The organism is Streptomyces sp. NPDC018947 (assembly GCF_044390505.1).
Lineage (GTDB): Bacteria > Actinomycetota > Actinomycetes > Streptomycetales > Streptomycetaceae > Streptomyces.
This window is the reverse complement of the sequence record NZ_JBIRZD010000004.1, coordinates 140,115-152,936: the sequence shown is the minus strand read 5'-3', so window position 1 is coordinate 152,936 and position 12,822 is coordinate 140,115. Positions and strand designations below refer to the sequence as shown.

The 12,822-nt window shown below is 70.9% G+C and carries 9 protein-coding genes; 2 read left to right on the top strand and 7 right to left on the bottom strand.

The window, feature by feature from the left end:
- Positions 1-66: 66 nt before the first annotated feature.
- The 5 genes from ACH499_RS10940 to ACH499_RS10920 all read right to left on the bottom strand — a co-directional run bounded on the left by ACH499_RS10940 (position 67) and on the right by ACH499_RS10920 (position 7,951).
- Entirely contained in the window at positions 67-1,017 is a 951-nt protein-coding gene (locus ACH499_RS10940; protein ID WP_399014951.1) for an alpha/beta fold hydrolase, read from the bottom strand.
- The gene (locus tag ACH499_RS10935) at positions 1,014-1,502 is read right to left on the bottom strand and encodes a phage holin family protein (protein WP_399014949.1); all 489 of its coding nucleotides are present in this window, start codon (positions 1,500-1,502) and stop codon (positions 1,014-1,016) included. Before ACH499_RS10935 ends, ACH499_RS10940 begins: the two co-directional genes overlap by 4 nt.
- Before the next feature lie 99 nt (positions 1,503-1,601).
- Positions 1,602-3,026 (bottom strand): Na+/H+ antiporter NhaA, encoded by a 1,425-nt coding sequence (gene nhaA / locus ACH499_RS10930; protein WP_399014947.1) that lies wholly within the window; start codon positions 3,024-3,026, stop codon positions 1,602-1,604.
- A gap of 224 nt (positions 3,027-3,250) precedes the next feature.
- The gene (gene acs / locus ACH499_RS10925; RefSeq protein ID WP_399014945.1) at positions 3,251-5,206 is read right to left on the bottom strand and encodes an acetate--CoA ligase; all 1,956 of its coding nucleotides are present in this window, start codon (positions 5,204-5,206) and stop codon (positions 3,251-3,253) included.
- 216 nt (positions 5,207-5,422) lie between these two features.
- On the bottom strand, positions 5,423-7,951 hold the full coding sequence (locus tag ACH499_RS10920; RefSeq protein ID WP_399014943.1) for a SulP family inorganic anion transporter: 2,529 nt from the start codon (positions 7,949-7,951) through the stop codon (positions 5,423-5,425).
- A 347-nt stretch (positions 7,952-8,298) separates the two neighbouring features.
- Here ACH499_RS10920 and ACH499_RS10915 point away from each other — a divergent pair, with 347 nt between their 5' ends.
- Complete coding sequence (locus ACH499_RS10915; RefSeq protein WP_399014942.1) at positions 8,299-9,582, top strand: hypothetical protein; 1,284 nt, start codon at positions 8,299-8,301, stop codon at positions 9,580-9,582.
- Positions 9,583-9,656: 74 nt separating this feature from the next.
- Here the strand turns inward: ACH499_RS10915 and ACH499_RS10910 are convergent, their stop codons facing one another.
- Entirely contained in the window at positions 9,657-10,637 is a 981-nt protein-coding gene (locus ACH499_RS10910) for an ATP-binding protein (RefSeq protein ID WP_399014939.1), read from the bottom strand.
- A 111-nt stretch (positions 10,638-10,748) separates the two neighbouring features.
- On the opposite strand from ACH499_RS10910, the gene ACH499_RS10905 reads away from it, so the two are divergent.
- Positions 10,749-11,573: an oxidoreductase gene (locus tag ACH499_RS10905; RefSeq protein WP_399014937.1), complete on the top strand. Its 825-nt coding sequence runs from the start codon at positions 10,749-10,751 to the stop codon at positions 11,571-11,573.
- Positions 11,574-11,930: 357 nt separating this feature from the next.
- Here ACH499_RS10905 and ACH499_RS10900 read toward each other — a convergent pair whose 3' ends face one another.
- Entirely contained in the window at positions 11,931-12,764 is an 834-nt protein-coding gene (locus tag ACH499_RS10900) for an HAD family hydrolase (protein WP_356203062.1), read from the bottom strand.
- Between the last annotated feature and the right edge of the window lie 58 nt (positions 12,765-12,822).

Below are 12,822 nucleotides of genomic sequence, written 5' to 3'. Positions count from 1 at the left end.
TGCGCCGGGCAAGTGGCCGTTCATAGGACAAGCGTTCCGGTTCGGATACCGGGCGCGATCGTTCGGTCACCGATCGGGTTCGGGATCCTTAAGCCAGTTGATCAGTTCGGTGGAGAACGTGACCGGATCCTCTTCGTGCGGGAAGTGCCCGAGCCCGTCGAACAGCCGCCAGCGGTACGGCGCTTCCACGTACTGTCCCGATCCCGCCGCGCTCTTCGTCCGCATCACGGGGTCCAGCGAGCCGTGCAGGTGCAGCGTCGGCACCCGCACCGGCCGCTTCATGCGGCGGTAGAACTGGATGCCGTCGGGCCGGGCGAGGGAACGCACCAGCCAGCGGTACGGCTCCACGGAGCAGTGGGCCGTGGACGGAATGCACATGGCCCGGCGGTAGGCCTCCACCGCCTCCTCGTCCGGCAGCCGTGGCCCCGACCAGTCGTGGATGAGCCGGCCGACCAGCGCGCCGTCGTCCGCGGTGAGCTGCCGTTCCGGCACCCAGGGACGCTGGAAACCCCAGATGTACGAGCCGGCCCGGCTCTGCCGGACGTCCCCGAGCATGGCCGCGCGCCAGCGCCGGGGATGCGGCATCGACGTCACCGCGAGCCGGCGCACCAGCTTGGGGCGCATCGCGGCGGCCGTCCAGGCGAGGTATCCGCCCAGGTCGTGGCCGACCAGCGCGGCGTCCGGCTCGCCGAGCGAGCGCACCACGCCGGTGATGTCCAGGGCGAGGCCCGCGGGGTCGTAGCCGCGCGGGGTGCGGTCGCTGCCGCCGACGCCGCGCAGGTCCATGGCGACGGCGCGGAAACCGGCGTCGGCGAGTGCCGTGAGCTGGTGCCGCCAGGTCCACCAGAACTGGGGGAAGCCGTGCAGCAGCAGCACCAGCGGTCCGTCGCCCAGCTCGGCGATGTGGAAGCGGGCGCCGTTGGCGGCGACGTCCCGGTGGGTCACTTCGCGCCCGCCGGGTAGGCCGATCCGTACGACCGAGGTGGGTTGCACCGTTGGAGTGGCGGGGTCCGTCATGAGGACGAGCGTGCCACAGCCTCGATGGCCCGGGGGGACCGGTCCCCGGGCAGCTCGGTGCGCGGGTGCGGCTTGGCGTTCTGCAGGACGCCCGCCGACTGCTTCATCGAGGCGGCCACCTTCTGGGGGCCGCGGCCCTTCTTGGCCTTCTTGGCGAAGGCGACGCCGATCAGCGCGAGCAGCCCTGCGACCAGCACGTTCGCCGCGAAGGACAGCAGGAAGCAGACCGCGAGGTTCCAGCCGCTCCAGGTGCGGATCCCGTAGGCCAGGGCGAAGTTCAGCATCGGCAGGGAGAAGACCAGGAGCAGCCCGGCCATCGAGAAGGCGCCGCCGCTGGTCGCACCGCGCTTGACGTCCTGCTTGAGCTGCGCCTTGGCCAGCGCGATCTCGTCGTGCACCAGCGCCGACATCTCGGTGGTCGCCGAGGCGAAAAGCTGTCCGATGGTGCGTTCGGCGCCGACCGGGCTGCCGTCGGGTGCGCTCATCGCGGTCTCCCTCTTCTGCTGGCTCGCTGCCTACGGTTCCGTGGCGGTCGTCCTTCGGCCGCGCGCGAACGGTCCCGTCTTTTGTACCGTCTCGTCAGATCATGCCGGACCGTCGCCCTGCTCGCCTGCCCCGCCCGGCACTTCGGCAAGCCGGGCCCGCTCCATCTCCGCCGCGATCCGCCGGTGCTCGGCGGCCTTGCGCTCGTGGATGGCGGCCATGCGCAGGTGGTACGCCGGGTCGTCCTCCTCGTAGACGTCCGGCACTCCGCTGAGGTCGTCGTCGCGCTCCTCGGCCTCGGTCATGCGGCGGTACTTGGCGTTGCGGATCTTCAGCAGCACCGTGGCCAGCAGCGCCGCGAGGAGCGAGCCGGTCAGGACGGCGGCCTTGACCTCGTCGGTCAGCGCCGCGTCGCCCTCGAAGGCCAGCTCGCCGATGAGCAGCGAGACGGTGAACCCGATGCCGGCCAGCGTCGCCACGGCGAACACGTCGGCCCAGGCGAGGTCGTCGCTGAGCGAGGCCTTGGTGAAGCGCGCGGTCAGCCAGGTGCCGCCGAAGATGCCGAGCGTCTTGCCGACGACGAGCCCGAGCACGACGCCGAGCGTCTCCGGCCGGGTGAACACGTCGGCCAGCGCACCGCCCGAGAGGGACACACCCGCGCTGAACAGCGCGAACAGAGGTACGGCCAGCCCGGCCGACAGCGGCCGCACCAGGTGCTCGATGTGCTCGCCGGGGGAGTGCGACTCGCCCTCGCGGGTGTGGCAGCGCAGCATCAGGCCCATGGCGACGCCCGCGATGGTGGCGTGGACGCCGCTGTTGTACATCAGGCCCCAGATGACCAGGGCGAGCGGGACGTACACGTACCAGCCGCGTACGCCCTTGCGCAGCAGCAGCCAGAACACCGCGAGACCGGCGGCGGCGCCGCCGAGCGCGGCGAAGTTCAGACTCTCGGTGAAGAAGACCGCGATGATCAGGATCGCGAAGAGGTCGTCGACGACGGCGAGCGTCAGCAGGAAGGCGCGCAGCGCGCTCGGCAGGGAGGTGCCGATCACCGCGAGGACGGCGAGCGCGAAGGCGATGTCGGTGGCGGTGGGTACGGCCCAGCCTGCCAGGGAGCCGCCGCCCACGCCGTTGGTGACCGCGTAGACGACCGCCGGTGCGGCCATGCCGCACAGGGCCGCCACCACCGGCAGCGCGGCGGCCTTGGGGTCCTTGAGGTCGCCCGCGACCAGCTCCCGCTTGAGCTCGATCCCGGCCACGAAGAAGAAGACGGCCAGCAGCCCGTCGGCCGCCCAGTGCGCGACCGACAGGTTCAGCCCGAGTGCCTCGGGCCCGAAGTGGAAGTGGCTGACGCTCGCGTAGCTGTCCCGCAGCGCCGGTATGTTCGCCCAGATCAGGGCGGCCACCGCCGCGGCCAGCAGCAGGACACCGCCGACGGTCTCGGTGCGCAGCGCGTCCACGACGTAGGTCCGCTCCGGAAGGGACAGCCGGTTGAAGACCTTGCGGGGAGTGCGGGGCGTTGTCACGGGGTGGACCTCCGGTCGATGGGCAGCACGGAACACATGCCGACCAGACTTCCCGGCGCACCATGAGGATCTTGTTGTGACGTTGACGCTTTCTTTAGCTTACCTAACGTGGCACCGGCGTGGACGGGCCGCACCGGTCTCGCGCCGTGGACGCCCCCACGCGGGAGGGCACCCGGCGGTTCTCCCGCCGGGTGCCCTCGGAGCGTCCGATTCAGTCTGCCGGATCAGTCCTCGCTCGGCGACGCCGGGAGCTTGGCCTGGATCAGGTCCATGACCGTGGAGTCGGTCAGGGTCGTGACGTCACCGAGCTGGCGGTTCTCCGCCACGTCGCGCAGCAGACGCCGCATGATCTTGCCCGACCGGGTCTTCGGCAGCTCGGCCACCGGCAGGATCCGCTTGGGCTTGGCGATCGGGCCGAGATGCGCGCCGACGTGGTTGCGCAGCTCGGCCACCAGGTCGTCGCTCTCCGTCGCCGTACCGCGCAGGATCACGAAGGCCACGATGGCCTGGCCGGTCGTCTCGTCCGCCGCGCCGACCACGGCCGCCTCGGCGACCGACGGGTGCGAGACGAGGGCGGACTCGACCTCGGTGGTGGAGATGTTGTGGCCGGAGACCAGCATCACGTCGTCCACGCGGCCGAGCAGCCAGACGTCGCCGTCGTCGTCCTTCTTGGCACCGTCGCCGGCGAAGTACCTGCCCTCGAAACGCGACCAGTACGTGTCGATGAACCGCTGGTCGTCGCCCCAGATGGTGCGCAGCATCGACGGCCACGGCTCGGTGATGACCAGGTAGCCGCCACCGCCGTTCGGCACCTCGTTCGCCTCGTCGTCGACGACGGTGGCGGAGATGCCGGGCAGCGGGCGCTGCGCGGAGCCCGGCTTGGTCTCGGTCACGCCCGGCAGCGGGGAGATCATCATGGCGCCGGTCTCGGTCTGCCACCAGGTGTCGACGACCGGGGTGCTGTCCGCGCCGATCGTCCTGCGGTACCAGACCCAGGCCTCCGGGTTGATCGGCTCGCCGACCGAGCCGAGCACACGCAGGGAGGACAGGTCGAACTTCGCGGGGATGTCGTCGCCCCACTTCATGAACGTCCGGATCGCGGTGGGCGCGGTGTAGAGGATCGTCACGCCGTACTTCTGCACGATCTCCCAGAAACGGCCCTGGTGCGGGGTGTCCGGGGTGCCCTCGTACATGACCTGGGTGGCGCCGTTGGCGAGCGGGCCGTAGACGATGTACGAGTGACCGGTGACCCAGCCGACGTCGGCGGTGCACCAGAAGACGTCGGTTTCCGGCTTGAGGTCGAAGACCGCCCAGTGCGTGTACGCGACCTGCGTCAGGTAGCCGCCGGAGGTGTGCAGGATGCCCTTCGGCTTGCCCGTGGTCCCGGACGTGTACAGGATGAACAGCGGGTTCTCGGCGTCGAACGCCTCCGGCGTGTGCTCGGCGGACTGCCGGTCGACGGTCTCGTGCCACCACTTGTCGCGGGAGTCGTCCCAGGCCACGTCCTGGCCGGTGCGGCGGACGACGAGGACGTGCTCGACGTTGCCGGCGCGCTCGACGGCCTCGTCGACGGCGGGCTTGAGCGCCGAGGGCTTGCCGCGCCGGTAACCGCCGTCGGAGGTGATCACGACACGGGCGTCGGCGTCCTGGATGCGGGTGGCGAGCGCGTCGGAGGAGAAGCCGCCGAAGACGACCGAGTGGGCGGCCCCGATGCGGGCGCAGGCCAGCATGGCGATGGCCGTCTCGGGGATCATCGGCATGTAGACGGCGACCCGGTCGCCCTTGCGCACACCCAGCTCCAGCAGGGCGTTGGCGGCCTTGGAGACCTCGTCCTTGAGCTGGGAGTAGGTGAGGGCACGGCTGTCGCCGGGCTCGCCCTCGAAGTGGATGGCGACGCGGTCGCCGTGGCCGGCCTCCACGTGCCGGTCGACGCAGTTGTAGGCGACGTTGAGCTTGCCGTCCTTGAACCACTTGGCGAACGGCGGGTTGGACCAGTCCAGGATCTCGGTCGGCTCCTGCGCCCAGGTCAGCCGGCGGGCCTGCTCGGCCCAGAAGCCGAGCCTGTCAGCCTTGGCCTGTTCGTACGCCTCTGCCGTGACGTTGGCGCCCGCGGCCAGGTCAGCGGGCGGCGCGAAGCGTCGCTCCTCCTTCAGGAGGTTGGCCAAGCTGTCATTGCTCACGACATCTCCCTTTCTCAGGGTTGTCCGTTGTGTCCCATGCCACACCTCATCAGACCCGGGGGGCCGATGACAAGGGTCGACGGAGAAATGGTTTAGACCTGTCCGGAACCGGTGGTCGTCTCCGTGGCCTGCGTCATCCGTACCCACGGGCGCCGGCGGTGCGGGGTTCAGGGTGTGTAACGCCTCTCACACTCCGCCCCGCCGACGCCCGGCGGTTCAGGCCGGCAGGCCGGTCTCCCGTACCGGTTCGAACCGTCCGTCCCCGTGCCCCTCGGTGAGCAGGTACGCCTGGGCCTCGCCCACGTCGAAGTACATGCCGTGCAGTTCCAGCACACCCTCGTGCAGGGCGCGGGCGACCGAGTCGTGGGCGCGCAGGTGCTCGAGCTGCTGGACCACGTTGGCCAGGCAGAGCTGCTCGGCCGCGTCGGCGGGCGGGCGTCCGGCCAGCCCGGTCCAGGCGCCCTCGTCCTCGGCCAGGTGCCGCAGGCTGGGCAGCCCGTGCCGCAGCCACCGCTCGAGCGGCGTCCGCGCGCCGTCGTCCGCCCGCAAGGATCCGGCGCCGAGCAGTGCCTGCATGGCTCCGCACCCGGAGTGGCCGCACACCGTGATGGACCGCACCTTCAGCACGTCCACCGCGTACTCGATCGCGGCGGCCACCGAGTCGTCGCCGCTCTCCTCGCCGGGCAGCGGGACGAAGTTGCCCACATTGCGCACGACGAAGAGATCGCCGGGGCCGCTGGACGTGATCATCGACGTGACCAGCCGGGAGTCGGCGCAGGTGAGGAAGAGCTGGGAGGGCTGCTGTCCCTCGCGCGCCAGCCGGGCCAGCTCGTCGCGCACCAGCGGGGCGGTGTTGCGCTGGAACGCGCGGATGCCGTGGGCGAGTTCGTGCGCGCTGGATCCGGCCGGGCCGCGCGGCCCGCCGGCACCGCCGGGTCCGGGGGCCCGGTCCGCCCTGCCGGGTCCGCGCGGTCCCACGGCCCCGCCCGCTCCGACGGCCTCGGAGTGTCCGACCAGGGCCTTAGGTCCGTCTGCTCCGTCCGTGCCGTGCCTGCCGTCCGTGCCGGGTACCCGGGCGCCGTCCGGCTTCCGGTCAGGGCCGGGTGCGGATGCGGCCGCGGGCCGTGGGCGGTCGCACTGGTGGTTGCGCCAGGGTGTCCAGGGGCGGCAGCGGCAGCCGTCCGTCTCGGTGGGCTCGGAGATCCGCAGGCCGGGGCGGCGCCCGGTGATGTCGACCGAGCCGCCGTGCGCGGTGTGCGTCTTCTGCCAGTCCTGGAGCGCCTCGTACGCCGCGTGGTCCATGAACGACCCGTCCAGCTCCACGACGGCGGGGGCGCCGTGCGGGACGTGGTGCAGGACGCGGCTGAGCCGTGGCACCGCGAGGAACGTCAACTGGCCTCTGACATGGACGTGATGGACTCCTTCCGTCTCGACGTGCGTGATACGGGTGCGGGTCAGGCGGTGCAGGGCGACACCGACGGCGACGGCGACGCCCAGGGCGACGCCCTCCAGGACGCCGAGGAACACCACGCCGCCGGTGGTGACCGCGTAGACCAGGACCTCACGGTGGCGGGTCACCGTGCGGATGTGGTTCAGGGACACCATCTTGAGGCCGACGGCCATGACCAGGGCAGCGAGCGAGGCGAGCGGGATGAACTCGAGGGCCGGGACCATCAGCAGTGCGGCGATCACTACGAGAACGCCGTGCAGCATCGTGGAGTTCCGGCTGACGGCACCGGCTTGCACATTCGCCGAACTGCGCACGGCCACACCGGCGACGGGCAGTCCGCCGAGTGCCCCGGAGGCGACGTTGGCCGCTCCCTGGCCCAGCAGCTCGCGGTCCAGGTCGGAGCGCCCCACAGGACCGGCGGGGCTTGGCCGGGCGGCGACGAGTTTGTCCACGGCGACCGCGCCGAGCAGGGACTGCACACTGCACACGAGCGTGGTGGTGAGGACGGCGGCGACGAGGCCGAGCACCGGACCGTCGGGCAGTGTCGCCAGAGCGTGGCTGCTCCAGGACGGCAGGTCGACCTTCGGCAGTCGGAGCCCGGCGAGGGCGGCGACCGCGGTGGCACCGGCGACGGCGACCAGGGCGGCGGGAACCTTGCCCAGGAGCTCTCCGGTCCGGCCCGGGACGCGGGGCCAGAGTGTCAGCAGGGTCAGGGTCAGCACGCTGGCCGCCAGGTCGGCGGGCTGCAGGTGGGCCAACTGGGCGGGCAGCGCCCGCAGATTGTCGGGAACCGAGCTCTGCGGGGTGCCACCGAGGACGATGTGCAACTGGGCGACGGCGATGGTGACGCCGATGCCGGCGAGCATCCCGTGCACGATGGCGGGGCTCACGGCGAGGGCGGTGCGCGCCACGCGGAGGCAGCCGAGGCCCAGTTGGGCGATTCCGGCGAGCACCGTGATGGCGCAGGTCGTACGCCATCCGTAGCGCTGGATGAGGTCGGCGGTGACCACCGTGAGTCCGGCGGCGGGGCCGCTGACCTGGAGCGGGCAGCCGCCGATGCGTCCGGCGACGATCCCGCCCACGGCGGCGGCGACGAGCCCGGCCTGGAGCGGGGCGCCGGTGGCGAGGGCGATGCCCAGCGAGAGGGGCAGGGCGATCAGGAAGACCGCGATCGCGGCCGAGACGTCGGCGCCCGCGACGCGGAATCGCCGGGGCCGCCCGGGTGGCGGACTGTGGGGCTGGTGGACGTGCTTGGTGCGGGCCGAATCGGCGCGGGCGGGTACGCAGGCTGACATCTTTCCCGTCTCCTCCGGTGCTGCGCGGTCGCGGTCAGGGATGGGCCGCCGCGGGGCGGGGCGGTGCGCGGCCGTGGGTCACGGCATACAGCGGCGGGATACGCGAGCACGCGATCATTGCGCTCAGTAAACGGATCGTAATTCAGGGTAAAGGGATGGCATAGACTTTTCGCGCAAACGGAGTAGTGCACCGCGCAAGCGAGTGAATCGGTCTTTTCATCGGCTTGTCGTATTAATTCCTTCTCGGTCTCGTGCCACCTTGACGGCGCTGACGGCACATCCCGGTACAGCACCCGACATCGCCCTCGTCGGCGTTGGCCCGAGAGAAGGAAGAAGGTGGGCGGAACATGGCCGCCACCCACAGGATCGCCACGCGCACCGTCATCGCCGCGGTCTGCGCCGCCTCGCTCGCCGGTTGTGCGATGGGCGCCGGCGGAAACGATTCCGGCGAAGGGACGCACGGCCCGCAGAAGGAGAAGGGGAAGGCGGCTCCGGCGCCCGGGAGCGCGGTACGGCTGATCGGCGACGGATCGACGGCGTACACCGGCGCGCAGCCGCATCTGCCCCGGCCCGAGCGGCTGAAGCCCGGCCAGAAGCCCCCGCAGTTCGTGGTGTTCTCGTGGGACGGCGCCGGCGAGGACAGCCAGAAGCTGTTCTCCCACTTCCGCAAGGTGGCCAAGGAGAACAACGCCACCATGACGTACTTCCTGAGCGGCGTGTACATGCTGCCGGAGGAGAAGGCGGAGCTGTACCAGCCGCCGCAGCACTCCCCGGGCCGCTCCGACATCGGCTTCAACGACGAGCAGGGCATCACCGACACCGTCTCCCAGCTCCGGCAGGCATGGCTGGAGGGCAACGAGATCGGCACTCACTTCAACGGCCACTTCTGCGGCCCGGGCGGCGGGGGCGGCGAGTGGTCGGTCGAGGAGTGGAAGAGCGAGATCAACCAGGCCAAGCAGTTCGTGAAGACCTGGAAGACCAACACCGGCCTCAAGAACGGCGCCCCGCTGCCCTTCGACTACGACAAGGAGCTGATCGGCGCCCGCACCCCGTGCCTGGAGGGCCAGGAGAACTTCATGAAGGCGGCGAGCCAGATGGGCTTCCGCTACGACAGCAGCGGTGTGAACAACCAGCTCTGGCCCAAGAAGAAGAACGGCCTGTGGGACCTGTCGATGCAGCTCGTGCCGTTCACCGGGCACACCTTCGAGCAGCTCACGATGGACTACAACTTCATGGTCAACCAGTCGGGCACCAGCACCCAGGGCGACCCCGCCAAGCGTGAGTACTGGGGCGACCAGATGCGCGACAGCCTGCTGCGGGGCTTCCAGCGGGCCTACGACGGCAACCGCGCGCCGCTGATCATCGGCAACCACTTCGAGTCCTGGAACGGCGGTACCTACATGCGCGCCGTCGAGGAGGTCGTGAAGACGGTGTGCACCAAGGAGGAGGTGCGCTGCGTCTCCTTCCGGCAGCTCGCGGACTGGCTGGACGCCCAGGACCCGAAGACCCTGGAGAAGCTGCGCACCCTGGGTGTCGGCGAGGCCCCGAAGCAGGGCTGGGCGTCCTTCCTGTCGGCGGCCCCCGCTCCGGCCCCGAAGGGCGTACCGGGGGCGCCGGCGGCCAAGCAGTAGACGTACCGCGGCGGGGTCGGCCGCCGTACCGCGGTGGCCGCGGCACCCGGGTGGCCACCGCGCCGGGGAGGTCGTCACGCGGGGGTGGCGACCTCCTCGCCGAGGACGAAGGCGGGGTCGACCTGAGCGGCCAGGTCGGCCCCGGTCCGCTCGTTGCCCCAGCTCCGGGCGTTCTTCAGGTGGAAATGCACCATCTGCTGCGTGTACCGCGCCCAGTCCCGCCGCTCGTACGCCGCGTCCGCGGCCGTGTGCAGCGTCCGCAGTGCCCGGCGGTTGGCGTCCTCCAGGGAGTCGAACCGGGGCGGGCGGCCCTTCTCCATGGCGCGCACCCAGTCCGAGTGCCCGACGGTCACCAGCAGGTCCTCCCCGACCTCCTCGCGCAGGAAGTCGAGGTCGTCCTGTCCCTGCACCTTGTTGCCGACGACCTTCAGGGCGACGCCGAAGTCGCGGGCGTACTCCTTGTACTGGCGGTAGACCGAGACCCCCTTCCGGGTCGGCTCGGCGACGAGGAACGTCATGTCGAAGCGGGTGAACAGGCCGGAGGCGAACGAGTCCGAGCCCGCCGTCATGTCGACCACGACGTACTCGTCACGGCCGTCGACCAGGTGGTTCAGGCACAGCTCCACCGCTCCCGTCTTGGAGTGGTAGCAGGCGACTCCCAGATCGGCTTCCGTGAAGGGCCCGGTGACCATCAAACGGACGGCCCCGCAGTCGAGTTCCACCGGCCGGGCGCAGGCGTCGAAGACGGGGTTGTCCTCGCGCACCCGCAGCAGACGCGACCCCTCTCCGGGCGGCGTCGTCTTGATCATCGTGTCGGCCGAGGCGATACGCGGGTTGGTGCCGCGCAGATGGTCCTTGATCAGTGGCAGGTGGTCGCCCATCGCGGGCAGGGAGGCCGCCTGCGCCTCGTCGAGGCCCAGTGCGGCCCCGAGGTGCTGGTTGATGTCGGCGTCGATCGCGACGACCGGTGCGCCGGTGGCGGCGAGATGGCGGACGAACAGGGAGGACAGAGTGGTCTTGCCGCTGCCGCCCTTCCCGACGAAAGCAATTTTCATGTTCACGAAGCGTAGGGGATCGGTCGCTGTACGTGGCACCGGAGCTGTGGGGCGCGTGAAGAAGACCACTCCTTCGTGGGGTGCGGCGCCCGGGTGCGTAGGGTCGTACCCATGAGTACGACAGGCGCGACCGCCGATCCGCTCGCGGCCCTGGGATCCCTGCCCGGTGTGGCCGAGTCCGTGGAGTCCGTACGCAAGGCCGTGGACCGGGTCTACGGTCACCGGATCATGCGACGGCGCAGCAACGAGATCACCTCCGAGGCCGCGCTGCGCGGCTCCCGGGGCTCGGCGGCGCTGTCGGGCGCGGACTGGGCCCTGGAGGAGGTGCGCAGGCGCACCGACTTCAGCGGTGACGCCGAGGCGCGCACGGTGGGTGCCGCGCTGCGGCTGACCGCCGAGGCGGGCCAACTCCTGTCCATCTGGCGCCAGTCGCCGCTGCGGGTGCTGGCCCGGCTGCACCTGGTGGCGGCCGCGGACAAGGCCGATCAGGTCGGGCGGCCGCGCCAGGAGGGGGAGCCGGTGGACGAACCCCTCGTCGAGCTGCCGCTGCCGGGTGCCGCGGAGGCGCACGGACGGCTGGAGGGTCTGGCCGAGCTGATCATCGCGGGGGGTTCCGCGCCGGCGCTGGTGACGGCCGCGGTCGTGCACGGCGAGCTGATGGCCCTGCGCCCCTTCACCTCGCACAACGGCCTGGTCGCGCGCGCGGCCGAACGCATCGTCCTGATCGGCAGCGGCCTGGACCCGAAGTCGGTCTGCCCTGCCGAGGTCGGCCACGCCGAGCTGGGCCGCGCGGCCTATCTGGCGGCCCTCGACGGCTATGTCTCCGGCACCCCCGAGGGCATGTCCGCCTGGATCGCGCACTGCGGCAGGGCCGTCGAGCTGGGGGCGCGCGAGTCGACCGCGGTGTGCGAGGCGCTCCAGCGCGGCGCGGCGTAACCGGAACGCGGCAGCGGCCGACGTGCGGCGCGCGCCGCAACGGAATGCGGCGGTACGAGAATTCGTACCGCCGCTGGCATGTTCACCGCGTTACCAAGCGTCCTCGATATCTGCCCATCAGGTCGGGAACTTTGCCCGTCACCTGGTGCGGCTGGCCCGTAATCGACGGGTCGACGTCGCGTGGGTTCCCGGTGTCCATGCTCGGTCCGTGGGGCCAATTGCGTTTCTAAGGTGATCCTTTCGGATGTCCTTGGTCTCGCGGGCCGTTGAGTCCTTTGTACTCCTGACCGGGGGTAAGCGGAAGCCCTCGCCGCACTTCTTTACTTCCACGGTCAAACACGGGTGAAAGGGTCTGCGTCAGGCCGCTGCCGTCCGGCGCCTGCTGGCATACCAGACGAGGCCCGCGGTGGCCGCCGCGGCGCCTATGGCGGCGGCGGTGACGAGGGCCGGGCGCGGCGGTACGGAGAGGCTCGGGATCCGCTGCTTGAGCCGTACCGGCCGGTGGAAATCGAGGATCGGCCACTCGCGCGCGAGCGCCTCCCGCCGCAGGGCGCGGTCCGGATTGACGGCGTGCGGACGGCCGACGGCCTCCAGCATCGGAAGGTCGGTGGCCGAGTCGCTGTACGCGTAGCAGCGGGACAGGTCGTACCCCTCGGACGCGGCCAGTTCCCGGATTGCCTCCGCCTTGGTCGGGCCGTACGCGTAGTACTCCACCTCGCCCGTGAAGCAGCCGTCGTCGCCCACGACCATGCGGGTGGCCACCACCCGGTCGGCGCCCAGCAGCTCGCCGATCGGCTCGACGACCTCGGCGCCCGACGTGGAGACGATCACGACGTCACGGCCGGCGGTGTGGTGCTCCTCGATCAGGGAGGCGGCCTCGTCGTAGATGATCGGGTCGACCAGGTCGTGCAGCGTCTCGGCGACGAGTTCCTTGACCAGCCGGACGTTCCAGCCGCGGCACAGCGCGGACAGGTACTCGCGCATCCGCTCCATCTGGTCGTGGTCGGCGCCGCCGGCGAGGAAGATGAAGTGGGCGTACGCGGTGCGCAGGACGGCCCTGCGGTTGATCAGCCCGCCTTGGTAGAACGACTTGCTGAAGGTGAGCGTGCTCGACTTCGCAATGACCGTCTTGTCCAGGTCGAAGAAGGCCGCGGTACGGGGCGAGGAGTGGTTTTCCACGACCCTGAGCATAGGGGCAGCCCATTCGGCGTAAGGTGGGGCGTGTGGGTTTGCCTGAGAAGGCTCTCGG

What these genes read in the sequence shown, in the direction of transcription:
- ACH499_RS10940 (WP_399014951.1), bottom strand. Translation starts at nt 1,017, where the DNA reads ATGACGGACCCCGCCACTCCAACGGTGCAACCCACCTCGGTCGTACGG.
- ACH499_RS10935 (WP_399014949.1), bottom strand. Translation starts at nt 1,502, where the DNA reads ATGAGCGCACCCGACGGCAGCCCGGTCGGCGCCGAACGCACCATCGGA.
- ACH499_RS10920 (WP_399014943.1), bottom strand. Translation starts at nt 7,951, where the DNA reads ATGTCAGCCTGCGTACCCGCCCGCGCCGATTCGGCCCGCACCAAGCAC.
- ACH499_RS10915 (WP_399014942.1), top strand. Translation starts at nt 8,299, where the DNA reads ATGGCCGCCACCCACAGGATCGCCACGCGCACCGTCATCGCCGCGGTC.
- ACH499_RS10910 (WP_399014939.1), bottom strand. Translation starts at nt 10,637, where the DNA reads ATGAAAATTGCTTTCGTCGGGAAGGGCGGCAGCGGCAAGACCACTCTG.
- ACH499_RS10905 (WP_399014937.1), top strand. Translation starts at nt 10,749, where the DNA reads ATGAGTACGACAGGCGCGACCGCCGATCCGCTCGCGGCCCTGGGATCC.
- ACH499_RS10900 (WP_356203062.1), bottom strand. Translation starts at nt 12,764, where the DNA reads ATGCTCAGGGTCGTGGAAAACCACTCCTCGCCCCGTACCGCGGCCTTC.